Source organism: Paenibacillus sp. NN59 (genome assembly GCF_057597225.1).
In genome coordinates, this window is record NZ_CP199678.1 from 1,816,345 (window position 1) to 1,842,398 (window position 26,054).

The 26,054-nt window shown below is 42.4% G+C and carries 22 protein-coding genes and 1 pseudogene; 19 read left to right on the forward strand and 4 right to left on the reverse strand.

Annotation, left to right across the window (positions count from 1 at the left end):
* The first annotated feature begins 300 nt into the window (after window positions 1-300).
* The 10 genes and pseudogenes from ACT89M_RS08025 (at window position 301) to ACT89M_RS08070 (ending at window position 10,868) form a co-directional block, all read left to right on the forward strand.
* A pseudogene (locus tag ACT89M_RS08025) lies at window positions 301-542 on the forward strand (hypothetical protein).
* Window positions 543-579: 37 nt separating this feature from the next.
* Window positions 580-993: a hypothetical protein gene (locus ACT89M_RS08030; RefSeq protein ID WP_487345175.1), complete on the forward strand. Its 414-nt coding sequence runs from the start codon at window positions 580-582 to the stop codon at window positions 991-993.
* A gap of 116 nt (window positions 994-1,109) precedes the next feature.
* Window positions 1,110-2,342, forward strand: a complete 1,233-nt coding sequence (locus ACT89M_RS08035) for a WXG100 family type VII secretion target (RefSeq protein ID WP_487345176.1) — start codon at window positions 1,110-1,112, stop codon at window positions 2,340-2,342.
* Between the two features lie 12 nt (window positions 2,343-2,354).
* Entirely contained in the window at window positions 2,355-2,654 is a 300-nt protein-coding gene (locus ACT89M_RS08040) for a hypothetical protein (protein WP_487345177.1), read from the forward strand.
* A gap of 297 nt (window positions 2,655-2,951) precedes the next feature.
* The gene (locus tag ACT89M_RS08045; RefSeq protein WP_487345178.1) at window positions 2,952-4,247 is read left to right on the forward strand and encodes a hypothetical protein; all 1,296 of its coding nucleotides are present in this window, start codon (window positions 2,952-2,954) and stop codon (window positions 4,245-4,247) included.
* Complete coding sequence (locus tag ACT89M_RS08050; protein ID WP_487345179.1) at window positions 4,231-4,884, forward strand: hypothetical protein; 654 nt, start codon at window positions 4,231-4,233, stop codon at window positions 4,882-4,884. The genes ACT89M_RS08045 and ACT89M_RS08050 overlap by 17 nt, the downstream gene beginning before the upstream one ends.
* A complete protein-coding gene (locus tag ACT89M_RS08055) occupies window positions 4,881-7,751 on the forward strand; it encodes a hypothetical protein (protein WP_487345180.1) in 2,871 nt (956 codons plus the stop codon). Before ACT89M_RS08050 ends, ACT89M_RS08055 begins: the two co-directional genes overlap by 4 nt.
* Before the next feature lie 36 nt (window positions 7,752-7,787).
* Window positions 7,788-9,629, forward strand: a complete 1,842-nt coding sequence (locus tag ACT89M_RS08060; RefSeq protein WP_487345181.1) for a serine/threonine-protein kinase — start codon at window positions 7,788-7,790, stop codon at window positions 9,627-9,629.
* A gap of 711 nt (window positions 9,630-10,340) precedes the next feature.
* The gene (locus ACT89M_RS08065; RefSeq protein ID WP_308722188.1) at window positions 10,341-10,529 is read left to right on the forward strand and encodes an aspartyl-phosphate phosphatase Spo0E family protein; all 189 of its coding nucleotides are present in this window, start codon (window positions 10,341-10,343) and stop codon (window positions 10,527-10,529) included.
* Between the two features lie 33 nt (window positions 10,530-10,562).
* Window positions 10,563-10,868, forward strand: a complete 306-nt coding sequence (locus ACT89M_RS08070) for a hypothetical protein (protein ID WP_308722187.1) — start codon at window positions 10,563-10,565, stop codon at window positions 10,866-10,868.
* 207 nt (window positions 10,869-11,075) lie between these two features.
* On the opposite strand, the gene ACT89M_RS08075 is transcribed toward ACT89M_RS08070, so the two are convergent.
* Together ACT89M_RS08075 and ACT89M_RS08080 are read right to left on the reverse strand one after the other, a co-directional pair.
* The gene (locus ACT89M_RS08075) at window positions 11,076-12,755 is read right to left on the reverse strand and encodes a type 2 periplasmic-binding domain-containing protein (RefSeq protein ID WP_487345182.1); all 1,680 of its coding nucleotides are present in this window, start codon (window positions 12,753-12,755) and stop codon (window positions 11,076-11,078) included.
* 359 nt (window positions 12,756-13,114) lie between these two features.
* Window positions 13,115-14,722, reverse strand: coding sequence for a response regulator transcription factor (locus tag ACT89M_RS08080; protein WP_487345183.1), 1,608 nt, complete (start codon window positions 14,720-14,722; stop codon window positions 13,115-13,117).
* 362 nt (window positions 14,723-15,084) lie between these two features.
* Here ACT89M_RS08080 and ACT89M_RS08085 point away from each other — a divergent pair, with 362 nt between their 5' ends.
* Entirely contained in the window at window positions 15,085-16,029 is a 945-nt protein-coding gene (locus ACT89M_RS08085) for a lysophospholipase (protein WP_487345184.1), read from the forward strand.
* 240 nt (window positions 16,030-16,269) lie between these two features.
* Here the strand turns inward: ACT89M_RS08085 and ACT89M_RS08090 are convergent, their stop codons facing one another.
* Window positions 16,270-18,081, reverse strand: a complete 1,812-nt coding sequence (locus ACT89M_RS08090; RefSeq protein WP_154982892.1) for a histidine kinase — start codon at window positions 18,079-18,081, stop codon at window positions 16,270-16,272.
* 458 nt (window positions 18,082-18,539) lie between these two features.
* Between ACT89M_RS08090 and ACT89M_RS08095 the strand changes: the two genes are divergently transcribed.
* From ACT89M_RS08095 to ACT89M_RS08110, 4 genes are all read left to right on the forward strand, one after another.
* Window positions 18,540-19,397, forward strand: a complete 858-nt coding sequence (locus tag ACT89M_RS08095) for an ABC transporter permease (protein WP_186809594.1) — start codon at window positions 18,540-18,542, stop codon at window positions 19,395-19,397.
* A gap of 19 nt (window positions 19,398-19,416) precedes the next feature.
* Window positions 19,417-20,289: a carbohydrate ABC transporter permease gene (locus ACT89M_RS08100; protein WP_090921935.1), complete on the forward strand. Its 873-nt coding sequence runs from the start codon at window positions 19,417-19,419 to the stop codon at window positions 20,287-20,289.
* Between the two features lie 820 nt (window positions 20,290-21,109).
* Complete coding sequence (locus ACT89M_RS08105) at window positions 21,110-21,577, forward strand: GNAT family N-acetyltransferase (RefSeq protein ID WP_154887149.1); 468 nt, start codon at window positions 21,110-21,112, stop codon at window positions 21,575-21,577.
* 252 nt (window positions 21,578-21,829) lie between these two features.
* Window positions 21,830-22,471: a FusB/FusC family EF-G-binding protein gene (locus ACT89M_RS08110; protein WP_487345185.1), complete on the forward strand. Its 642-nt coding sequence runs from the start codon at window positions 21,830-21,832 to the stop codon at window positions 22,469-22,471.
* A gap of 244 nt (window positions 22,472-22,715) precedes the next feature.
* On the opposite strand, the gene ACT89M_RS08115 is transcribed toward ACT89M_RS08110, so the two are convergent.
* Window positions 22,716-23,312, reverse strand: coding sequence for an NAD(P)H oxidoreductase (locus ACT89M_RS08115; protein WP_487345186.1), 597 nt, complete (start codon window positions 23,310-23,312; stop codon window positions 22,716-22,718).
* 261 nt (window positions 23,313-23,573) lie between these two features.
* On the opposite strand from ACT89M_RS08115, the gene ACT89M_RS08120 reads away from it, so the two are divergent.
* From ACT89M_RS08120 to ACT89M_RS08135, 4 genes are read left to right on the forward strand one after another with little or no spacing between them, the layout of a single operon-like run.
* Window positions 23,574-23,948 carry a winged helix-turn-helix transcriptional regulator gene (locus ACT89M_RS08120; RefSeq protein ID WP_487345187.1) on the forward strand — a complete coding sequence of 125 codons (375 nt, stop codon included), beginning with the start codon at window positions 23,574-23,576 and terminating at the stop codon, window positions 23,946-23,948.
* A gap of 35 nt (window positions 23,949-23,983) precedes the next feature.
* Window positions 23,984-24,613, forward strand: coding sequence for an NUDIX hydrolase (locus ACT89M_RS08125; protein ID WP_487345188.1), 630 nt, complete (start codon window positions 23,984-23,986; stop codon window positions 24,611-24,613).
* A 12-nt stretch (window positions 24,614-24,625) separates the two neighbouring features.
* Window positions 24,626-25,063: a hypothetical protein gene (locus ACT89M_RS08130; protein ID WP_487345189.1), complete on the forward strand. Its 438-nt coding sequence runs from the start codon at window positions 24,626-24,628 to the stop codon at window positions 25,061-25,063.
* A 58-nt stretch (window positions 25,064-25,121) separates the two neighbouring features.
* Window positions 25,122-25,985, forward strand: coding sequence for a DUF4085 family protein (locus ACT89M_RS08135; protein ID WP_487345190.1), 864 nt, complete (start codon window positions 25,122-25,124; stop codon window positions 25,983-25,985).
* The last annotated feature ends 69 nt before the right edge of the window (window positions 25,986-26,054 follow it).

Below are 26,054 nucleotides of genomic sequence, written 5' to 3' on the forward strand. Positions count from 1 at the left end.
ATTCTTTCATACGAACACTCCTTTAAATAATATACTTTTAAAACGTTTTCTAACCAAACATTTCCTAATATAATTACATCATATCATTTAAGGCAAATGATTATCTTTTCACCATGAGTTGTTTTTAAAGAAAGTCCGACCTCCTTCCAAGCGAATATGGTGTTTAAATTAAGTGAAGGTGTATCGCCTTCATCTTTGTATCGAATGTAATGTTAAGATTCAGAAATGATATTTGAATTTAGGTGTATATGATAAAATGATAGTAAGTTTCAAAAATACAAATAATAGGAGGTATAGCACATGAAGTGGCAGGAAGTAAGAGAGCTATTCCCTGACCAATTTGTTTTAGTTTCTATCCTTCAGTTTCATGAGGAAGATAACAAAAAAGTTGTGGATGAAGTTGCACCGATTCGTACCGTATCCGAACAAGATGCAAATAAAGAGTTTTTCAAGTAGAGCCTGGTAACGTTGTGTATCATACTTCGAATCCAGACTTTGTGATTTATCTCCGCAAAGATCCATTAATGAGAGTGAGACATTGAACGGATATGGAGCGAAAGATTTAGAAGGGGAGAGCCTATGAGCGAAAGAGCTAAAAAGAAATTGAAAATGCAATTTGGCTTCATCATATTATTTATTTTTATCATTGGCGTGCAATTAATTGTCAAAAACTACTTCGTGAATCATCCCCCTGCATGGACAACTGGATTGTACATTTCTTGTTTTATTATATTTTGTATACTTGGACTGCTAACCTACCTTGATCTCAAGAACCAAGAGCAATTCGTAACGAATGGTCGGATCGTAGATGTGAAGAAGGATAAAAGTATTATTATAGTCAAAGGATTGGGACGAGGTGATCGTAAAATATTAATAAAAGATAATCATATTCTAAATATGATGCAGCCAAATGAACTGATCGAAATCACGAGATTGAAATATACAAACATGATAACGAAGAAAGTGTATCAGAACCAGGAGCTGCAACTTTGATCAAGTGATGAAAGGTTGTAGTACATATCGTTGACAGTAGCAATAAACTAAAGGTAAAATCCAAATATTCCCTGTCGTCGAAAAGATAAAAATCTTTAACCTATGTGAGGTGTTCTATGACGAGAATTATGGTTACACCTGATCAACTTTTCGAAGTAAGTAAACAGTTTTCTACAGCATGTACTGCTTTTCAACAGATAAATGAAGGTTTGCTACGAAGCATAAGTGATATTGAAGCCAAATGGGATGGAAGTACAAGAGAACGATTTTACAGTGATTTCAAACATTCCCGGATTGTTATGACGGAAGTTACCATATTAATGAATTCAATATCGACGGTTTTACATAACCACGGAGAACGGTTTTTGCAAGCGGATGCGTTGAAAGAAGCAAAGGATCAGAGCTGTTTACCTCCACCACCTAATGCTTGTGGCCCACAGGAAGCTGTAGATACTCGTAATGCATTTGAAAAGTCTGTAGATAGTCTAAAAGAGTTAGGGCAAGCATTTGTGCAATCCGCAGAAAACCGATACCAGAAGAGATATGATAGTGTAGGCGGATTTTTGGACTACTGGACATTTGGCATTCCGAGTGGACTTGTCAATGGATATGTTGATCGAGCTGACAAAGCTTTCGATTCGCCACAAGACACGCTGAACTGGCTGACATTTGGTGCTCACGGAACGATTAGGGAAGCTGTCATGCCCACGAATGCGTGGTCAAGTGAACATTGGGCAAGTATGCTTGGTACAGGAGGCATGGTGCTAGGGGTAAGTTCTGTTTTCAAACCTAAGCTGCACATCGATGCCCCAGTCAAATACGATGGTGCAGTCGATCTCAGGCAGATTTTAAGTAATGGACAACGTAATGAGTTACCACTTACGGATAATCAAAAGATCGAGATAAAGCGTTATTTGAATAAACTAGACTTTCCTGAAGAAAACATCTTAATTGCGCAACCCGGTTATTACGACACATGGAATACAGGTATGATGTATAATCGGCTGATCATTAACACAGATGTTCTCCCAGCGGCAGCCCCAGGCGTAGGAACATTGAGTGCGAATACTCGCATATCTATGAATGCCACACTTGCTCACGAGATTGTTGGACACTATGAGGCTACTATCGCAGGTAGATCGTTTACGCTTTATGATCTTCCTCCCGAGGTTGTGAAAAGAAACTATGCTCTTGATGAAGCTCAAGCAAGCATTCGAGCAGCAAGATTCGCGCCTGAACTCAATTCTATTGAACGATATGCTTTATTGAGAGATGCCATCGTTAGACTTCATAACGCCGATCTTCGAGTACGAGATGTCAAAGGCGAACTATTCATAGATCAGAGATAAGGAGGTCAGAGAATGGAAACAAAAATGCTGTTTGGCGTAGGTATGGTCTTTGATACACCTGAATATGGAACCATTGTGATGGGGGCAAACGAAGAGTTGGATGATCTTCTTCCTTCGACCATTCAAGAGATGATTGGTGAGCAGGTCATGATTAAAACAGCGGATGGGAAAGAGCAGGTATATAATGTTGTTTCTTCTCAGATCAATCATTCGATTGCGGGTAAAAAGAATGTTGGGATATGTTTGGGAAAAGAGGCATCGCCTGATGAAGTAGTTGAGGGCTCAATTGTTTATTATTATCAATCGGAATAAAACAGTCAGTAATGTGACTTTGGAAATCAGTATGAAGTGAGAGTTGCTGGTGGTATGGTTTAAGACAGGAAGCCGAAGCTGCTACTTGGTCTGACCGAGCCATATCGGGATAGCGAATTCGGGTAGAAAACCTTGAGAACCTAAAATCTTGTTGGCTAATCGTTAACATTCCGGGTTTGTAAAATTTAGACTCTTATAAAAAATAAGAACTTATTTATTGTCGATTGTTTGAGGATTAAATGACTGCATTGCTACAATAATTTTTATAAGAAAAAAGATAAAGGAGGTGTTTCTTTAATGGGGGGATTTTCAACAAAAAACAATAATATTGATGCGGAAGGTGAGTACCAAGGGAGTACTAGCGAGGAACACCATTCTGAAAAGGTCAGAAGTGACTATGACTTATCACATAAAGATATCGTTATGGTTAAAAGTATTGAAAATCATTTAAGAATTTTTGAGATTTTTAAATTACGGGACTCTCAGATGATAACGCTAATTATAGCAGGAGCTAAAACATTGGCCAGTGAAGCGGGACGTTTTTCACTTGATGAGGCTCAAAATTATTTGGGATATTTAAGTAAGAAGACTAGGGATAGAGTAATAAAAGAGCTTCAAGAAAAAGGATGGATAGTTTTTGATGGGTTTGATTACGAGGTGCCAGGTAAAATAAGATCCTTTTTGACATCTATATTCTTATCGTTTGCCAAGGAAAAACTCTCTATGGAAGAACAAATTAAAACAACTATTATACTAGCTGATTTTGCTGACGAATTTAATATGAATGAGGCTCATACAGAGTCCATTAAAAATATGGGGTTTCGAGAACTTTCAGTATGGAAGGGATATCTTGAACGGGTAATTCAAAAAAACTCTCGGAGAGAAATTTTAGAAATAGGCAGTCATACTAATGCAATCATAAAAGTGATTACTGAAACGCAAAAAGCGCTTAATACCAATCGAGATATTTTTGGCAGGTTAAAATACGATGAATTTTTTGATTTAACAAGTAATATCCTCCAATTGACGACTCAAATTTTATCTATGGCTATTCAATTCCAAAGAGAGAGTCAAAAAGGTTTAGGCGAGTTTATTTCTCCGGAAATGATAGAAGCAGCGCTCTTTGAAGCACCTATAGAAATTTTATCAAGTTTCTCTGAAATGAACTTCTCCGCTCCAAAACATACGTATCAATTAAGGGAAGAAAATATAAGTAGCAAAACAAAGGCATTTTTTGAAAATGAAAAAGAGGAAATTATAGCAACACCTTCTCCAGAACCGGTGGATATTATTGAAGAAGAAGTCAGTTTAGATCGAATTCAGAATCCTATGGAAGTTTTCTATCAGGAGGTTGTCCTAAAAATGAAGTTAAAAGATGAAGTGCCAATGGAAGATATTCTCTATCAAGATATAGATAGTTTCGGCCAAGCAATGTATAGGACAGGGCAACTTCTCAAATTGACGCGAGAACTGGATGAGGATCAAGAAAGTGAGAAAAGAGAGATATTTGGGCTCAATGTAATCGATGGTTATAAGGAATTACTACAAGGACCTGTGAAAATTGTGACAGAGTGTTATGTTAGGAGGGAATAACATAGATTCTATTAATGAGGTAACAATAAATCCCGAAGCTCAGAGAATATGCTCAATGTTTCATTATGGTTGGGTTTCTAAAAAAGAAATAGGTACAATTGAAAGAGATATCAAACTATTTAGAGATGTACAGACCTATCTTTCTCTAATGGGATATGATCTTCTTAATCCACCAGGAACCGATTGGTATGTAATAAGACTGAAGAAGGAGTATGATTCTTCATCATTCGATTATTTTTATAAGAGGATTAAAGACTTGGATAGAAGACATATGGCGTTGCTCACAGTAATTTATGCCAAGCTGGTTCTCCCTAAGGAACTGCGTCATGTAGACCCTGAAAATGAACTTTTTTTGACAGTTGATGAACTTTTATATAACTATGGTGCTAAGTTTCAACAGGGAAGAAAGAACCCGCGTAAGACAATTGAAGCTTTGCTTATGTCATTAAAAAAATATCACTACATCCTCTTCGATAAAGGAAAGTCAAAGATTACTGTTGGACCTGCCATTTATATGTTACATAGTGAGATACTCATGGATATATGTGAATATGCAATCCAAGGAATAACTGCAAACTTAAATCCGGTCCAAAGAATAAAGGAAGAGAGTTCGAACACGGAGGAGGAACAAGAATGATTAAAAATTTCTCTACTGTTTACTGGGGCTATCTTCCTAGAACTAAGGAACCGTACAAGGTTCACGAAAAAGTCAATGCTTTTATTGGACAGTCAGGCCATGGGAAAACAACAATATGGGATGGACTTCGGTTAATGTTAGGTGCAAGTCACTATGAGAGTAAACGGACTTTTTCTTATTATGTTCATAAAGATAGTAATTGGTCGGTTGTTAGGGTTGCATTTTATAATATCCCCGTTAACGGTAGTCGTCCATTTGAACAATATAGAAAATTCAAAGATGAGGTTACTGCGTGTTGCAGAATTTTTAAAACTGAACAAGGATCGTGGTCAAGAGAATACTACCTAATGGATGGTGAATTTTATGATTTACCAGATTTACATTCAAACTCTAAATCGTATAGTGAAGCTTCTCTTAGTGTAACTCAGTATCTTCAAATTTTAGAACAATGTCTTGGTATAACCAAGGAATTCCGCAACTTAATGGCAATGAGTCCAGATACTGTGCGTGAAGTTGTTAATTCAACTCCATACACACTTTTTCAGTTACTATTTGATCTAAAGGGAACAAAAGATTATAAAAAACGTTATGACGAGAGTAAGCAAAGATTAAGTGATCAGGAGATAAGTATTGAACGGGCAGAGAAAGAGATGGAGCAGGCAAAGGTTCGGTTTGAAGAAACTAAACAGAGGGCGCAAAAATTTCGTCTCTATCAATCGAAAGAGTTGGAGGCGAAATTAACAGAGACTAAGTTGAAAAAAATCGAATATTTCGAATGCCAGGAAATACTGAATTCTGTTAAGGAAAAAATTAATAAAGTTGAAAGACAGATAAAATTTGAGTCGGATGTAGTGAATGAATTATCGGTCAAAATTGTGGACAAGCATAAAGAAATTGAAAATTTAGATAAAGAATATAAGGTTTTTGATAATAACGAAGAAAAAGCAAATTCCGAAATCACTGAGCTTACAAGCAAAAAAAGTTTGGATGAGGTAGAAATCGTTAGACTAGCCAAACAAATTAATGAGCTTACACTCATTAGCCCCCAAAGTATTGATTATTTAACTCAAATGAAAGATATGCTCACAAGTGAGTTGGATCTTAAAAAGTTAGAATACTCCCAATCACATAGTCATTTGGAAAAATTAAAGAGAACAATGGCTGATTTGGAAAATAATTTACTCCCCTATAAAAGTGATGTGAAAGAATTTAGAGGGATTCTTGAGAATAATCAAATTCCATTCATTATGCTTTCTGATGCTATTAGTGTGAGACCAGAAATGAGGAAGTGGCAAAAAGCAATCGAGGCATTTATTGGTAACAACCGTTATCGTATTATTGTGGATGAGACTAACTATCTGAATGTGAAAAAATTACAGCAGCAAGCTCGTTATGGTTCACGAGTATCTTTGCCAAAAAACGCGGGGGAAGTTTCGAAACGGAAAGATGTTTCTTTTCCAAGTATTCGTTCCGCCATAAATATTACGCATCAAAAACAAGTAGAAGGATATTTGAATCAATTAAATCATGTATATCTTGTTGAAACTGTAGAGGAAGGTCATTTGCTTCAATCCAGAGGAATTCAAAGTATAACGATCCAAGGTCTACTTCAGGATAATGATGGTGCTATCTATTTAAAATATCACAATTTATGTTGTGGAAGATTAGCTATTGAGGAAGAAAAAAAAATTACCAAAGAATTATTACTTCAGCAAGAAAGTATTATAAGTAAATATAAAGCAGGCATCAATATTAAGGAAAGAGAATTGGAGGAATTAAAAGAGGATATAGCAAATCAAAAGGCATTAAGTGAATTATCAGCCCTAGAGGATTCACATTTTAGTTTAACGGTCAAAGTTAATGATTTATTGTTTCATATTAACGAAGCAATAAAGAGTAAAGCTCTTGCTAAACAGAATAAAGAAGACAACACTGCTAAGGGGCATGAAGCCAGAGAAACGCGGAAGGAATTTACATTAAGAAAAACTCATGCAGAACAGACAATAAAAGAAGCTTCTATACAACATATTGAATTATTAAACCAATTAGACTCTCTAACTGATAGCTTGGAGAAGGCTCGTATAGCAGTTGAAGCCAAGGGTTTAAGCAGTGATGATATAGAGTTTATATCATATGAAATAAAAGGTAGTGGTTTCAGAGATCCCCATGGTAACGTGTTTACCTCTAAAGAATTACAGCAAATATTAAACACACTACTTCAGGAAAAAAATAAGTTATATGACCCCTCAGTAAGTGAAGAAATTGTCCGATTAGTGGAAGCACAAGATGGACAAGTGGGCTTACTTGTGCAAAGTCTCAACAAACTGAAAGAAGACAGAATTGAGCTGGAGCGTACATGTAACGATTTACTATTTCAATTCCGAGGTCATATAAAAGATATTATGAAAGATTATATTTCTGAGTTTGAGAGTTTAGCAGATTTACTAAAAGCATCTGCCAAAGGGAAATTAATTGAGATCACCCCTGAACCGGAAACGTGGGAAATTCATCTGTTCATTGGGTATGATGGTAAGGAGCCTGTTCCAGTCGACGGGCCAGATCTTAGCTCTGGTCAAAAGGCTAGTACTAGCTTAATGATTCTGCTGGCTGCTTTAAATGATAACAAAAATGGCCGTTCTGCACCCATTATGTTTTTAGATGAGCCTAAAGCACGTGTAGATGATGAAAGAGGGAATGAGATTGGTCAACTTCTGCAGGTTACTGATATCCAGTATTTTATTACACATCAACAAGGTGAGTCTCTAAAAACTATTGATTGGATCGATCATGCATTTAGTTGTAGTGCCCGTGAGCCAGGCAAACAGTTCGCAAATCCACTGATACTAAAGAAACGCGTTAAAAAATAGAGGCGATGGTGATGAATATTAATGGCCCTAAATCATGTGTTTAGAATTGATGAGCAGCACATTGGACTAGTCATAAGTAAAGTGAACAAAGAAAATTATCGTTTTCCGTTTGAGATGCAAGCAAGTGGAAGGAAATTTAACGGTGTGGAGGCTACTTTAAGTAAGCCACATGGTAAGAAGAGTATTATGAGTCTTATTATTAAGATACTCTTAAAAGGGCCGAAGCAGTACACTCCATTTATTAAAAAAATCATCAAAGAATATCCTTGGATTGACTTAAGTGATGCACTAGAGATTCTTTTATTAGATGGTGTAATACAAATTATTTTCAAGAATTCGAACCCCCGAAAAGCAATTCAGTGGGAACCCAAAACGATTAAGCTAGATCCTAGAGCGTTGGAATTTTTTATGAAGGAAAAACCCAACATTGCAATTGAGCATGAAAAATTAAAAAAGTCTGCTCTTGAATTAATTGGAAATGTCAAAAACCCTTTAACGCCACATATACAACAATGGCTTGAAGAAACAGTAGTTAGAGATCATTCAGGTAATGTACTTGCCGATATTAAAACATTTCAGAAATATAAGTCAATAATTCTTACTATTTCATACTATATTTATTTAAAGGATTGTGGAAACAATATACCATTACGTCATTTATCCAATCAAATATGGAACCAGTCAAGGGTATTAGCTACCTATAAGAACGAAATTTTGCTTGCGGCAGGTCTAAGTAATGAAGACTTTGAATCAGTTCTCCTTTCAGATATCAATAATACCTTGAATGTGCCCCTCATATCTATCTCTCCTGTGGAACACTTGTACAACTTAGTGTATGAGCTTTTAAAACCAGAGGTTTCACAAGATGTCGTATTGTTATCTTTAAATGAAATAAGTGATTCTATAAAAGAGATTGTTGAGGTTATTGAAGAACCAGAAAATGAGAGTCTAGACACTTTTTTGCGAGAATATTATGAGCTAAATAGTAAGTTAGTTAAAGTAGATTCAAAGGAAAATCAAACATTAATTTTAAAAAAACTAATAAGATCTATAACTAGATTAAAACGGGAAATGTTAAAGATGGATCATATTAAACACCGTTTTGAGTTAATATTGTTAAATGATGAGGGAAGTGGGGCATTTGCTACAGTATACAAGGTGTTCGATCCTGAATCACATAAAGTTGTAGCCTGCAAACTTCTTAATTCAAGAAGTTACTTTAAACAGAATTATAGGAAAGATGGGGATGAATATATACTCCGGTTTAAAAGAGAGGTTAGGTTGTTAGCTAATGAGCTTAGGCATAAAAATATAATTGAGGTAGAGAAAATTCATCTTAAAAGTTCCACCTTTTGGTTTACTATGCCTTTAGCAAATTGTACTTTGGAAAAATGGATAAAGAATAACCGGCAAGCTTTGATAGAACAACGAATGGACATCTTTAAGCAGATTATTTCAGGAATAAAGTATTTACATGAGAGAGAAAAATATCATAGGGATCTATCCCCAAACAACATATTAATATTTGAAACAAATAATGGATTAGAAGTAAAGATTGCTGATTTTGGACTGGCAAAGGACTTAAAATCAAAATCATTTTTTACTGGATTATCAAAAAGGGGATATGGTCAAGAAGATTTTACTGATCCAGAACAGTTAAACAATTTTGCTTCCTCTAATTATTTATCCGATATTTACTCATTAGGGGCTATATTGTTTTATTTATTAACAAATAAGCTTCCAAAAAAAAGATTTCATGTTTCATTCATGTGCAAAAATATAGTCATGAAAGCGATGGATAAACGGAATAAACGTTATCAGTCAGTTTTGGATTTTGAGAGTGATTTGAACATGTGTATCAAGATGAATCAAGAATAGAATAAGATGTGATTATTAGATATTCACCAAATGTGATGAAGCTTATATGTTCCAAATTTGGATGCTGGAGAAGTGATAATTTATGCTTATACCCCATTTCCCATTACATTTACTGCCAGAGAGTTTTCCTCTAAATAATTGTCTCAAACGTATTGACATTGATGTTACGGGAATTTACATCGTCTTCAGCACAACTGCTTTTCTATATGTTGGCATGTCATTATAAGTCGATCGGCGTATTTCGCATATAGAAACTCAGCATCATCAACTACCTCAGATTTGGAGGAATCATCCTAAGGCAAGTGTACGCATACTCGAATATCCCTGGTGGGAGTTGGAAAACACTAATGAAGCGTTATCAAAGGATAAAGTTACTTCTGCATTTAGGACGTTTGAAAGTGCCGCTATCCTGCACTATGGCCCACTATATAATCGAACTAGTTGATCATTGTCCGGAGAAAAAAAGTATTAGACTAGAGTCGCTGTTGTCCGCTGTGACTGGTTTCTGATCGCCTCACCACTTTTGTTGGTATGCTTGTATGTGGAGATAATACTATTTCTAGCCAACGGAGATTTAAACCGGTGGTTATTTTTTTGAAATTCGATATCCGCATTAAAATCGTAGGGATTTAAAATACAATTGATTAAGTCAGATACCATCTGTGATTAAGAAGATATTATACAGTTTAGACCCATCAGAGAGGTGCATGTATGAGCCGGTTGCTTGACTTATTGGAAGAGGAACGGCGCAAGCTTAATCAGCTTGGTGAGGCATCCTTGAAGCAAGCGATTCCGTTATGGGACAATCCTGCGGTTCAGGAACAGAGCCGGAGGGTGGATGAACTGGTGGCACGAGTTAATGAAACGAAGGCGAAACTTGGTCGAGTGGTACGGCAATGAGCGAAGTACATAATGCGTAGGGGAGGAGAAGCTATGGATTTTCCACCGTGGATGCAGCGAGCGATTCAGGCAAGGCTGGATGAGGTGACTGCCCGGATCGAGCATGATCCTGAACTGAGTCGTGTACGTGAGGAAAACGACGAAGCGTTTGAAGCTTGGTTTGCAGGTAAGGAAATCGAGCAGACACCTGAATACGCGGAGTGGGAGAATCGTTACATTGTTAGCAAAGGACTAGAAAATGAACGGTTGTACATGCAGGGGCTGCGAGATGGTATTCAGTTAACGGTATCCTTGCTAGGCCAGTCGATGTTGGCGGAGAGAGGGAATGAATCTGACTAACGCTAGTTGATTTACGAACTTAGCAGTGTGAAAAGCCCGTGCATGCTTACATAGCTAGCTTGGTAAGCATGCACAGGCTTGATCCACAACGCAAACCCATAAGATATGGGGGAGCGGCCCTGATCTACACTTAAAAACCCGAGTCGAAGCGTGAATAACTCGCTTCGGCTCGGGTTTTAATGCTTTACTTTTCCCAACAACAAAATCTTATTTCCCACTCACCGACTTGAACCAATCATTCACCTCTTGGGTGATCTGGTCGCCGCCGTTGGATTTCCAGTTAGCTACGAATTGATCGAATGCATCGATTGGCAGTTTGCCGTAGATGATTTTGTTGAAGGTTTCGAGCTCGGACTGACGGAGCAGGTTCCACTTGGATACCATGGTTGGTGTGGCTGCGCCTGTGAAATAGTTTTGTTTGCGGATGTCGATCTGGGACATCACGACTTTACCAGCGTACCAGTTTTCCGGTTTACGGAATTCGGCCATTTGTTTCTCGTAAGGTGTTTCAGGCTTCTCGCCGTTCGCGAGTTTCACGAGTGTTTTCATGTACAGATCCGGAATACGCGCCGGGCCGGTCAGGAACGGGAATTCGTTGGAGAAGTCTTTGATCTTCTCTTTGTCACTGGTCGGTTTACCGTCTACGACATCCCAGTCATAACCTTTAGCAAAGCCGTACTCGTACGGGCTTCCCGCTTTCGGGTTCGCCAGGTTATCCAGCAGATAGTTGTAGTACAGGAAAATCGCTTCCGGGTGCTTCGCATCTTTGTTGATCATGATACTTGCGTTGACGCCAGAGTTCTGCCATTTCGTACCGATCTTGCCGTCTGGACCAGCCGGAACAGGGTAGGCTTTGTATTTCGCGCCAGGTACGTTCTTCAGCAGGTCTGGAGCAGGCCAGTCTGGTACCCAGTTTGCGCCAGGCAGGATGCCGGCTTTGCCAGCGGTCCAGCTTTCAGCGGATTTACCTTCGTCCCATAGGGCGGAGTCAGCGTGGATATAGCCTTTTTCCATCCATTCAGCCAGCTTGGCAAGAGCTTGTTTCGCACCCGGGTTCACGGAGCCGTACTCCAGATTACCGTTTGCGTCTTTGTTCCATTGTTCTTCAATTGTACCGTATGCACCGAACAACCAGTCCAGTCCACCCATCCAGGTGTTGGTGTTATTTTTGAGCGAGATGGCCAGCGGGAATACTTTGTCTGGAGACAGACCGTCCGGGTTCTCGTTTTTGAATTTGTCCATGATGTTCTCAAGATCTGCGATGGTTTTTGGCGCTTCCAGGTTCAGCTTCTCCATCCAGTCCTCACGGAGCCAGAGCAGGGTATCGTCGTTATCCGTGTACTCCATGATTGGCATGTTGTATTTTTTGCCGTCCTTGGTGAACGGATACCACAGCTCAGGATGTGCTGCTGCGTGCTCTTTCAGAATCGGGCTTGCATACTTCTCGAACAGCTCATCAATGGCGATGAATTGACCGGAGTCGATCAGCTGATTCGTCAGTACCGCATTCGTTGGTACGGTTACGAAATCAGGCAACTTCTCGCCAGACGCAATTGCGAGTTGCAGCTTCTGTCTGTATTGATCGTCAGTGGCCGGATACCACGTATCTTTGTGCTTCATGCCCAGCGTTTCGAGCATCCAACGGTCATGTACGTTGTTCTCTTTGGTATCGCCATGAGCGTATTTTTTCGGCATCAGCACGGAGCTGAATTCGATGGGTGGGTCGTATTTTCCTTTGGCAAACGCTGCTTCCGCTTCCGCAGAGCCGACAGCCTCTTGTGTATCATTCGTGCCTTTCTCACTGGCTGACTCGCCACTGCCGCATGCAGTGATGGTGATGAGTGCGATGACCATGAGCAAGGACCACCATGTTTTAAATTTGATCATTGTTCAATCCCCCTACGATGTATGATCTTTACACTGTAACTGTACCAAGAGGAGCAGGAGGGCATCTATATGAGTTTGTTAGTTTCGATAGGACTCTCTTAGTGAAAGTGTAAAAACTTTGGTTATCGCAATCTATATAAGTTGAACTAAAGATTTTACACAATCCACTCCGATGACAGAATAACCTGGAGAGTAGCGGTTATCCCAGATTTTTTGATTCCCTTTTTTAAAGGGGAAAATCCGGTGATAAAGGCGACCGCTTCGCTTCTACAGGTTTTTTCTGTCCTCTCCGTTCTCGTGTAAATGAATAGTTTAACTTATCTATAAGTAACGTAATCCAAAGCGAACTGCTTTTCATATTAATGCTGGTCGCGGTACTCTTGGGGTGTCACGCCGAATTGCCGTTTGAACACTTTGATAAAATACGCCGGGTCCATATAGCCGATCTCCAGGCTGATCTCATATACTTTTTTGGTAGTCGTGACCAGCTTGTGGCAAGCTCGATCCATACGCAGACGCGCGATATATTCACTGATGCCTTCGCCTGTCTCGATCTTATAAATTTTGGACAGATGCGTTGGGTGCAGGTTCACATGATCTGCAAGCACACGTAAAGACACGTCTAGATGCAGGTTTTTATCTGTAAACTCCTGAATCTTTTTCACGTATTCTGACCGGGTATCCTTGACCTCGTTGGACGTGCCTTCCTTAAGTTTGGCGAGTACGCCGAGCGACCATTTGCGCAGTTTGCCGATGGTGGAGAAGACTTCGCCGCTTTGTAGTTGCTCGATCTCACTACCCATTAGACCTGCCAGGGTAAGCCTGTTCCGATGAGCCAGATTCGTGAACGCAGCGGTGATGAGGAATCCGGCCTCCATACAGTGTTCCCATGATTCCGACCATTTTTCGTCCAGTTCGGCGCAGACGGCACGGATTTTGTCTTCTGCGGCATCCCATTGGCCGCTTTCCAGTAGCTGAATGAAGGTAGGCGGAGTGTACAGCACGTCCAACGGACCTTGTGCCGCAGGTGCTTCGACATCGGTCACCCGCATGACGAATTCACGCTCGTCCCCGACGATCTGGCGGAAATAGGCGGAAGCCTGACGGAAGCGATCGTAGATCTGTTCCGGGAAGGTGAACCACTCGGTCATGACAATGGAGAGGGAGCCTTTCAGAAACTGTTTTACTTTGGATTGAAGCTGAATGGACAGCTTCTCCAGAATGGTTTCTTTTCCAATATCGCCGTTCGCCTCTTTCAATTGCAGTAAAAATACAACGTACCCGTGCTCCTCCTTCACACCCCAGACGTGCATAAACTCGCCCATAATCTCCTCCGCCATGTTGATGATGGCATATTCGATCAGGGTCTGATCATGACTGTCGTACTGGCTGAACTCATTATCCATACGGACCAGCATCAGCGCGGCATCCCCGGTGTGGAAGGGCAGGTCGTAGTTGTCGAGCTTACGTTCCCATTCGCTGGCGGAGAACCGATGTCCCTGTAAGGCTTCCAAAAGTAGGCGTCCCCGCAAATGCGGCAAATTCTCGCGCAACGTAAACTGCGTTCGCGACAGGGAGCTAACAAGCGCCCATTCATTGTTTAGTTGGTCGATGGCTTTCTGCACGGCGCCAATCAGTTCGTCATCTGTTGGCGGTTTGAGCAGGTAGTCCACGGCTTCGTACTGGATGGCTTTCTTGGCATATTCGAATTCGGAGTAACCGGATAAGAGGATGCATTTTATTTTTTTGTCCCGGATGCGGATGCGTTCGATCAGCTCTATGCCTGTCATTTCCGGCATCTGAATGTCCGAGATCACGATATCAATAGGGTGAGTTTCAATGAGTTGCAGTGCTTCACGAGCGGAGTATGCCCGGTGAACCTGTTCGATCCCGAGCGTATGCCAGGGTTTGGTCATGGACAGGTTATCGACCCAGTGTGCTTCGTCGTCTACGATGATCATTTGCATGTTGCTTTGTCTCCTTGCTTGAGGGTTTACACGCTTCTAAGCTGACATGTGTTGCAAGCAGTATATCACACCACCATCCGCTTCTCTATGGAAACAGTTCCGGGCGCATATGCGTTTGAAAAAAAGATTGAATAATCAATATTTACGTATAGTAATCCGATATATAGGGTGAAATTACAATTGCTAAATTCCTCCTTAGGGAAGTAGGATGAATATGTATGAACGTTCACTCAGCATGTGGCAACCTTGAAGCCGATGAGGAAATACAGAAATACATAAAGAAAAAGATGACAACGACGAAGAAGAAAAAGAAAGAGAAGAAAAGAATAAGAAGAGAAAAAGTATCATTACGGGGGGATTATGTGAGTACAACAAATCATTTTAAGTTTAATTCGGATGAAGGAACTCGAATCCATGTGTATAACTGGCTACCTGCAAGTGAGACTCAGGTCAAAGGAGTGGTGCAGATCTGTCACGGGATGGCGGAGACGGCGGCCCGGTATGAGCGTTTTGCACAGGAACTGAATCGGAATGGATACATCGTGTACATCCACGACCAGCGAGGGCATGGCAAAACGGCAGAGGTTGTGGAGAACTTGGGTCATCTGGCAGATCGCGATGGCTTCGAGTGGATGGTGCATGATCTGTATAAACTGACGGGCATCATTAAGAAGAAGTATCCTGAACTCCCTCTATTTTTGATGGGGCATAGCATGGGTTCTTTCGTAACGCAGCGGTATCTGATGCTCTATGGCGAAGAATTAGACGGCGTGATCCTGTCGGGTTCAACCTTGCATGTGCGTTTCATCCTTCATGTGGCTTCGTTGTTAACCAAAGAAGAGATTCGGCGCCGCGGCAGACGTGTACCAAGCCACCGAATGAACAAACTGTCCTTCGGCAGCTACAACGATGCGTTCAAGCCTGTCCGCACTGAGTTCGACTGGCTTAGCCGGGATGCGGAAGAGGTGGATAAATATATTCGTGATCCGTTCTGCGGCACGGTGTTTACGACTGGATTTTTCGAAGACTTTTTCACTGGACTCAAAAAGCTTGGGATCAAAAACAATCTGAATCTGGTGCGCAAAGACTTGCCGATTCATATCTTCGCTGGGGACAAGGACCCGGTAGGCAGCTATGGCAAAGGCATTATCCGGTTGTACAACGCCTATAAACAGCAGGGCATCGACAATGTGACCTACAAGCTGTATCCGGGCGGGCGGCATGAGATGCTGAACGAAACGAACCGGGACGAAGTTACTGCGGATATTGTGAGTTGGTTGGATGAGCGGATAAGCAAGAAAGTATAGACGTAGTCGCAAATGGAAAAAAGAAAGCAAGAAGATAGCAAAAAGTGTAGCAAAGAGGATAGCAAAAAGGATACGAAGAAGATACCAAGAAGAAGGAAAAAACGCCTTTACCGCCGCCACAATGAGCGGTTGGAAGGCGTTTTTTAGTGCGTACATTAGTGTATGCAATCGTTACCCGAGGACGTTGAGCAACAAATGCGGCGGTCCAGGGTAACGGATACTAGGTTAATCTGTCTTTATCTATCCACCTGAGTCGTTCCCACGTTCCTTGTCAGCTTCTTCGCTCGGAATTTCCCAGACGATTTCGGTGCGGAAGCCGCCGAGTGGAGATGGGCCGAACAAAAGATAGGAATGGTTGCCAAAGGTGTGAATCATACGCTGATACGTATTCCAGAGACCGCAACCGACTTCCTCTTGCAATGGCTCCAGCATTTCCTGGTTCAACGCTTCGTACTGCTCCGGCGTGAGACCGGGGCCGTCGTCATCGATATAGATTTTGCCAAAGCCATTCACACTCTCCCCGGTAATACGAATCTCCCCGGAGGTATAAGATTTCCCAATCCCATGAATCACCGAGTTCTCAACCATTGGCTGAAGCATTAAACGTGGAACCGACTGGGCAAGCATATGCTCCGGAATATCGATGTGATATTCAATACGGCCGTTGCGTAGCTTCTGAATATCCAGATAGTTAACGAGCAGCTTGATTTCTTCCTGCAATGAAGAGGTTTCCCGTTCCATCCGGGTGGTGTAGCGATAGTATGCACTCAGATTATGCGCCATGGACACCACGGCTTGCTCGTCCTTCATCTGCGCCATGTTGATGATATAACCGAGACAGTTATATAGAAAATGCGGGTTAATCTGTGCCTGGAGCTGCTTGAGCGTCGCTTCTCTGGCTCGTATTTTTTCCTGAAAGACATTTTCGATCAGGTCCTGAATCTGGTGAGACATGTCGTTGAAACGGTGGAATAAGAATGAAAACTCATTCTGGTTGTTGCTGTGCAAACGCACGGAGTAATCGCCTTGCTGCACGCGGCGCAGACCTTTGATCAGTTTCTGGATGGGGTACTGCACATTGCGATACAGAAGGATGGATGCCGATATGCCCACAACAAGCAGCAAAATCATACAGGCATAAAACAGATTCTGACTCAGCGAGATCGGCTCCAATATCTGATACAGCGGCACGACATCCACCAGATGCCAGTCCAGATACGTGGATTTGACGGTACTGACAAGATAGTTTTTGCCGCCCAGTTCCACGACATCTTGCGTTGTATCTTCAAGCGAGTGAGTATCCAGATAACGGATCAGGTCACCGGATAACTGCTTGTCCGCGGTGCGGTTTAGAATAGGAGTGTTGCCTTTGTGATAAAAGAATGGGTCACCCTGTCCACCTGCTTTGTACGTGTCGAGCATATTCTGAATGTTCTCATGGCTAAAGCTGGCTTCAATGACCAGATTGCTGCCTGTGAGCATACCTGGTTGTGCTAATGAATCCGTATAGAACCAGTAAAAGGATTGCATGGCGTCTTTCGAATCGGTGGAATGATCCCCGTAGGTCCATTGTCCGCTCATGTTTTTTTTCAGATACGCCTCATCATAACCCGTATCGCGTGTATAGTTCGCAATCACCTCTTTGTTCTGCTGGGAGTACACCGCGTAGCGGGTAGGCCAGAGATCGGTTACGCCTGTCTGCAGCGTCATTTTCTCCTGAATGATGTACCGCGTCTGCATCTGGTCATACTTATCCTGCCACAGGTTCAGACCGTTGAAGGCACGCACATTCGGATCACGCGAAAGAATCAGGCTGAAATCCATCATCTGATTGATGCGCGAATCGATCTGGCTAGACAGAAACGTGAGCTGCTTGGTGTTCGAGACCTGCAGTTCTTTGCTGACGACATCGTACGTAACGTTGTTCGAATAGGTGTACATGATCAGAATCGGGATGAACAAAATGATGATTAACAGATTGATTTTGGCGAAAAGGCTGAAGCGGGATCGGATTCCTTTTTGAAAAACGTTAAAGCGCTCCCATGTATACATAAAAAGTCTCCTCTACATTCACATCTAACTATATTGATGAACGTTTTTATTTACACGTGTAACGGAGAGGACAGAAAAAACCTGGAAAAGCAACGTGGTCGCATTTATCCCCGGATTTTCCCTTTAAGAAGGGAATCAAAAAAATCTGGGGATAACAGCGATTGAAAGGTTATTCTGTCCTCGAAGTGGCTCGTGTAAATAACACGATTAGTTCACCAATATAGATCAAACTAACAAAACCCTATCCACCCTAACAATGTTATATAGTCAGACCTCGGAACGGCTTGATACTATTTATATCAGAGAAGCCCAAGACACACAAAAACTTTTTTTGGGAACAGGAGAAGGTTCATATGGAGGCTAAAATAGAGGGTCAACGGCTCCCGCAGGCGAATGCGGGCAACAAGCTGGAAAAAAAGAAGAAAAAACGTTACAAACAGCCGTGGATATTGCACTTCATGGTGCTGCCAGCGGCCATTATGGTCTTTATTTTTTCATATATTCCGATGTCAGGTATTCTAATGGCCTTTCAGGATTACAAGCCCGCGCTGGGCTTCAGTGGTTCGGAGTGGGTGGGGCTGAAGCATTTCGAGTATATGTGGACCAATGATTATTTCCTGCAAATTACGTGGAACACACTATTCTTTGCCTGCTCAAAGATCATCATGAACTTGATTATTCCGTTTATCTTTGCGCTATTGCTTAATGAGGTACGGAAGATGGCGTTGAAACGTACGATCCAGACATTAGTGTATCTGCCACACTTCTTGTCCTGGGTAACGCTGTCCGGTATTCTGATCGATATTCTGGCACAGACGGGCATATTGAATCAGTTTCTGGTGTCGGTGTTTGGCATCAAACCGATTTTCTTCCTCGGGGATGGGAACTGGTTCCGGTTCACCGTCATTATCAGTGATGTGTGGAAAGAGTTCGGTTTTAACACGATCATCTTCCTTGCTGCACTGGCGGGCATCAACCCGTCTCTGTATGAAGCAGCTGAAGTGGATGGGGCGGGGCGCTGGAAACAGACGATGTATATTACCATTCCGGCACTTATCCCCATCGGGATCGTTATTGCCACGCTGGCGCTGGGCAACGTGTTGAACGCCAACTTTGACCAAATCTTCAATCTGTACAGCCCATTAATCTATCAGCAAGCGGATATCATCGATACGTTTGTGTATCGCGAAGGGCTGCTGAGCGGACAGTTCAGCTTTGCAACGGCGGTCAATCTGTTCAAATCGGTCATCAGTCTGATCCTCATCGTGATCTCGTACCGACTGGCGTATCGTTTTGCCGGATACCGAATTTTCTAAGAAAGGATGATGATGAACCATGTATCATAAAACGTTACCTTATCGCATTTTCAGCATCTTCAACAATGTGTTTCTGACCATCCTTTCGGTGCTCTGCTTGCTGCCGCTGTATCACTTGCTGATGGTTTCACTCAGTTCGTCCGCCCCTGCGAATGCAGGGCTCGTGACATTCTGGCCAATTGGATTTACGTTCGAGGCGTACGCCAAGACGTTTGATAACTCCAACTTCTTGTCCTCGCTCTGGGTATCGGTGGAGCGGACGGTGCTGGGCACCGGGCTTGCACTCATCGTCAATACGCTTGCGGCGTATGCTCTGTCGAAGGAGACACGTGTGTTCCGCGCTCGTAATGTCTACTTGTGGTATTTTGTGATCACGATGCTGTTCAGTGGGGGGCTTATTCCGGGATATATCCTCATTCTGAAGCTGGGTCTGATGAACACGCTGTGGGCGCTGATTCTGCCGGGGCTGGTGGCGGTGTTCAACATCATTCTGTTGCTGAATTTCTTCCGTACGGTGCCGAAAGATTTGGAAGAGGCCGCATTTATCGATGGCGCAGGTCATTTCCAGTCATTTATCAAAATCTATCTGCCCGTGTCCGTGCCGGTTATTGCTACCGTGTCCTTGTTTATGATGGTGGGGCACTGGAATGCATATTTCGACGGGATCATCTACATCCGTGATTCGGAGAAGCTGCCTTTGGCGACATTCATGCAGACGATTATCGTGCAGGGCGACATGACCAAGATGGACCCGCAAGCGATTGCGAACCTGTCCCAACGGACCATCCGGGCGTCACAAATTTTCATCAGCGCACTGCCGATCTTGCTCGTGTATCCATTCCTGCAACGTTACTTTGTAAGTGGAATTGTGGTCGGGGCCGTGAAGGAGTAGGGACTTAAGGCTGTAATTGGAATGGCGTTAATAACGATTGAGAAGTGGAATGCATGTGTAAACTTTTGTTTTCAAGTTATGTGAATGTAACGTGAAAAGGAAGCTGTCAAACTGGGGAAGGCCAGGGAGATAGCTTCTTTTTTGTAGTCTTTAACAGATCACCTTGTATTACGTTTCTTCATCCATATCTTTAAGCAACTATACACAGTTACGATGATGTTCAACAATAATACACCTAAGTATCCGTCCGTATATTGAGTTCGCTCAATCCACTTGTTCACCAGTTCTCCAGAAAGAGCTTGTTTTGCTAAGTAGTTATTAATATCATTCGGAAGAATCTCATTGATGTAAATGAGTGGGAACTCCATGCTATTGGGGGAGAAGGCTAGTGGTGGATAGAATTCGACCCATTTCTGACCTGTCCATCGATCAAACTTATACTTGAAGTCCGCGCTGGACTCAGATTCAAGATGGTCCCATCTCATAAAACCGAATAGCAGTAGAATACACAGTGTAAAAATGCTAATGAATATCTTTTTATTTTTCAAATGATCACATCCTTTTTGGCGCGAACTATATCTAGTTCAACCGATTGGGAAGACCCATTTGGTGCTAATAGGGCTTTACCGTTTTTATTTTATCAACACTATCAGTTCTCTGTAAGTATATTCCTTCATGTTCAACTAAATCTCTCCGGTTACCTTTATTTGAATAAAATGGTACGATAGGAAAAATAAAAAAAAGGAATACGAGATGAACATATATAAGCGCATGTATGGGGTAGCATCTACAATTCACTCTACGAGCAGGGGGAAAAGAAATGGAATTCAGAAAAATCTCTTGGGATAATTTTATTGAATGTATTGAACTCAAGGTTTCTCCGGATCAGCAGCAATTCATCTCTTCGAATCAGCATGCACTTGCAGAAGCGTACATAGCCTCGGATGAGGGGCAGATCATTATCACATTTGCAGTATACAAGGAAGAACGAATGGTCGGATTTATTTCGATGTATTATGACGATGGGGATGGAAATTTCGAATACAGCAGCTATGGCATTTTCAAAATGATGATTGACCATCGGTACCAAGGCCAGGGATACGGCAGAGAGATGGTAGAGAAAGCGATTGCGTATGCACGGTCAGCCCCGCGTGGGGAAGCTAAAGTGGTAGAGCTAACATATAAACCAGAGAATGTGGCTGCTAAGAAAATCTATGACTCGCTTGGTTTTCAACTTACTGGTGATGTATTGGCTTGTGGTGAGGTGCAGGCAGTGTTAACACTGTAATTGCCCATCTCCCACCATTCCTGCTATAATTCCCGTATATCGACTGCATTGGGGGTTATGACGTGGCAATAGGGATGATGCCGGATTGCTCGTTCGCTAGAAAGCCTTACGCAAAGCCTGAATAGGGGCGGACTTTGTGTAGGGCGCGACAAAATGAGATCGTGTGCCCTGAAATCAACATCAATATCATGGTTCAACCCGCAGGCTTTGCACCTTATTTGCTTGACCACTATAAATAAGGGGCTGAAGGCCATGCAAACACCATTTATTCATAATCATCAATATAACTACATTGTTAAACAAGCCGAATTTCTGTTAAAAACGCTGCGCTCGGTCGTGGACCCCAAAGTATTGGATACGGTCCGCTACACCGTCAGTACGAATGCCGTAGGCATCTTCGAGGATCTGACGCTGGAACAGAAGCAGCTGCTGGAGCAGTTATCCACGTATGCGACACCGCATGACGTGCAGCTCTATCTGAATCAGCTTGAAGACTATCTGATTCCATACCCACAGGTTACAGCCAAGCAGATTCAGAAGTTGTTTCCAAAGGCGAAGAAGCTCAAACTTCCTGATCTGGAATCTATCGATTATGTACACACCACGTACCTGAGATGGATCGATATTGCGACAAGCCGTTTGTTCATTGTGTACCCGCACGAAGGCAAATTCCTCGGGATTGAGGGACGAATTACGCCCACGAACAAGAAGGGATACTGTATGTTCTGTCATCGCCATCAGGAGCTTGGATTCTACAACGTGAAGACCAAGGCACAGTCGGCGGACAATTTTGCATCTGTTGGCCAGTATGTGTGTATGGATGATAAGGCATGCAATGAGAGCATTACGGATATCAGCATGCTGGAGAGATTCTTGCTGGCAACGATGAAATAAAGCTGGAGATGCGTGTGTAACGAATATAAGCAAATTATGAAAACGACGTTAGTATCGTAAAATAGCACAAAACACAGGAAGGGTCGCTCGGTTGAGCGGCCCTTTTTGATGTGTGATATGGAGGTTTTACTTACCATAACCGCTCTTGAAAAGCGGAAACGGGGGATTTATTTTACCAAAGGCGGAGCGGAATGTGAGATGTTTATTTTTCCAATCGTGAAAGGCGCAGATGGACCTTAACCATTTATGTTACTGACTGTTCGGCAGAAGCGCTAACATAGTTCAGTCCCAACTCATACGCCTGATTCAGCAGTTCCTCATAATGCTCCGGCGGTGCTTCTACGGTATTGTACAGAAACTCAACCTTTGAATTAGTCACGCCACAGTAATCGGCAATGCCGACATTGAGCAGGTTTTGAATCGAGTCACCATAGCCCCGCTTATTCATCTGTTCTTCCGTTACACCGGAAAGAGCGATCCACAAAATCTGCTCATGATGCAGCTTGTTCGCACCATAGGCAAAACTGTTGTTCATGACGCGGTCAATATACCCTTTCAGCATCGCTGGCAGATGCCACCACCACAGAGGGAAAACAAAAGCAATTGCATCGTGTTTCTTGAGCCGTGTAATTTCCGTTTCAATCTGAGGGGAGAATCGCTGATTATCTTGCGTATAGTCCGGTTCATCTTCTGCTCGCAGGATCGGATCAAAACCAATCTCGTGCAAATCCACGATTTCAGCTTGATGACCTGCTTCTGTCAGACCTTGAACGAAACGATCGGTGACCTGGAAGGTCAGGGAATTTTTGCGCGAATGAGATACTACTACTAATACGTTCATTATTAATCACAACCTTTCTGGAGCACGGTTCGGTAGCCGTAACTCCTCTGCTGATGCTATTATAAACAGAGTTGAAAACATCTGGAAGTACGCACTTTGATGTTCTATAGGGAGATGAAAGTACCCTAGGAACATGAAATTTGAACGTGAACTTAAATGTACCTTGATGGAAATGTCATGATTTAAGAACCCTGATATAAAGAACCATGATATGAAGGCCATGACATTGAGGCTCAGAAAGATATCGGAGGGAAGATCAAGATGGAACAAGGCAAGACCAGTACTGAGGCTCCCAAGAAATATAGAGTTGGTGTTGAAGCAGCGTTGGAAGTGATGGGTGGAAAGTGGAAGCCGCTCATTATTTATCATTTGTTTACAGGTTGCAAAAGAACGTCGGAGCTGAAGCGGTTAATCCCCGAAATTACACAGAAAATGCTGACAACGCAGCTCCGAGCACTGGAAAAGGACGAGATCGTGCAGCGTAAGGTGTACTCTGAGGTTCCTCCACGAGTGGAGTATGAACTGACAGCTTATGGATTGGGACTTAAACCCGCGCTGGATCTTCTGTGCTACTGGGGGGAAGAGCATCTGGATAAGGTTTACGGCGATAAGTCGAAGGTGTTGGAGGATTTTTAATTCCTGGAAAACGTGAAGGACAGGGGAGAGAATCGGTGAAACATACAACGAATGCGAAAGGAGTAAGCCAAGTGAACCAAACGGGTCAATTAAGTCATTCCGACCAAAACACACAAGCCAATAGGGCTACACAAGCTAATCAGTCCACGAAGGATACTCCGGCCAACTTAACCGATTTAACCGCTCTACCCAAACAGTCTGTGCCGATCCGCTGTGAAGGGGTTGCTGTGGTACTCTTGAAGAAGTATCTGAATGAATTTCATGTGCTGATGCTGAAACGGGCTGGTCGAATGCTGCATGGTGAGTGGTGTTATATCGGCGGTGGTATTGAGCCAGGGGAAAAGGCATGGGAGGCCGCGATTCGAGAGATTCGTGAGAAAACGGGCATCACGGATATTCGTTTATACACGTCTAATCAGTTCGAACAGTTCTATTCACAGGCAGAGGATTATATCTACATGGCTCCCGTATTTGTAGGTTATGTGCACGAAGATCAGTCTGTCCAGTTGAATCATGAGCATAGCGATTACCGATGGATGACGTTTGACGAAGCCAAACACAACGCGGCACTGCCCGGAATTGATGATATTCTGGGTTTTGTAGAAAAGCATTTTGCCAGAAAAATACCTTCCAAGTGGTTGCACATTAATATAGAAAATGATTAGGAGGAATATTGCATGACGTATAAGACGATTTATCCAAGAGCTGTACTGCAATTACTTTGTATGCTAATGATTGTAGTTTTATTTTCTAGAAATGTTTTTTACGGTGAAAATGGTGTTATGAAATACATCGCTTTATCTTTTTTCGTCTTTATTCTAGGCTATATCATCTTTCTAATCTGGCGTTTGCTGTTCACCAGACCTAGCATTACGCTGGAAAGTGATCATATCATCTCTACCAAATTACAGAAATACGATGCATCTCAGATTGAGTGTATTTATATGAACTACAGACGAATCGGGTTTAAACGCTATGGCAAACGGATTGTGCCAATGGATTTATGCTTTTATTTTAAGGGAGATCAAGAAACCGCAGGTGTAGAAGCAGTCCGTGAGTGGGCCGCGCGGAACGACAAAGAAATCAAACATAAATTTTTTCAATCCTGGGTGTAGACCGGCATGTCTGTGAGAGTAAGGGAACGTTGAGGCTGGAGAATCTGGAGGAGTAGCTATGAAATACTTAACAAAAGAGTGGTACGATACGTGCCAGCAAACAGGGCTTCATTTTGGGTTGAGAGTACATAAAGGCGCGGGGGCGCTGGATGAGGATCTTTTCCAGAGACTGTACAAACGGAAGGAAAAAGAACATGTAAAGCAAGAGCGTGAGATATACGATACCGATCCACGTTTCATGCTGGAGAGTGATGGTCAAGTGATGACCCGTGCAGACAAAGCTTTTAGCGGGGAAGAGATCACGGCGGAAGATCAGATGGTGTATCACATGCCGCCGGAAGAGCGAGCGCATATCGAGAAGCTGATTGCGGAGTATGATGTCCGTCCTGCTTTTGATGTGAAGCAATGCAAAGACAAGTATAAAGAAGCGATGGAGTGGAACTACCAATACCATGCGGAGAAATTACCCGCGCACATCTTGAACCAGATTGCTGACATCCGTGTGTTTGCACTGGGATATTGCACGAGAGAAGTTATGCAGCAGCTTAAGAAAAAGAGTGCAGAGAATACCCAAGAGATGGAACGTATCGGACAAGAATACAGGGAAGCGATGGTGAACCAGAATATTGCGGATGATGTTCGCAACCAAGTACAATTTCATGATTGTCAGGTGACGGAGCTATTGCCTTCGGAGAATCTGGTTATTCGTTTTGACAACCGGGGAGGCTTCACTGAAATGAATAAACTCACGTTGATTGCACCTGAAATTCTTAAGCAAGAAGGTGAGGTTGTGGGCAGTCACTGGCTGTACCAAGAGCTGTACCGGATCGATAACGGGTACGAACTGCATGTTCTTTTGGACGGAGAACCCATGCCTGAATTGATTGTACGTTGTACAGATATTGTTGCCGAGACCGAGTGAGGGGGTACCTTTCTAGATTCGTTTGCATTATCAGTAACTCTTGTATGTAAAAATAGAGATCATGCCTGT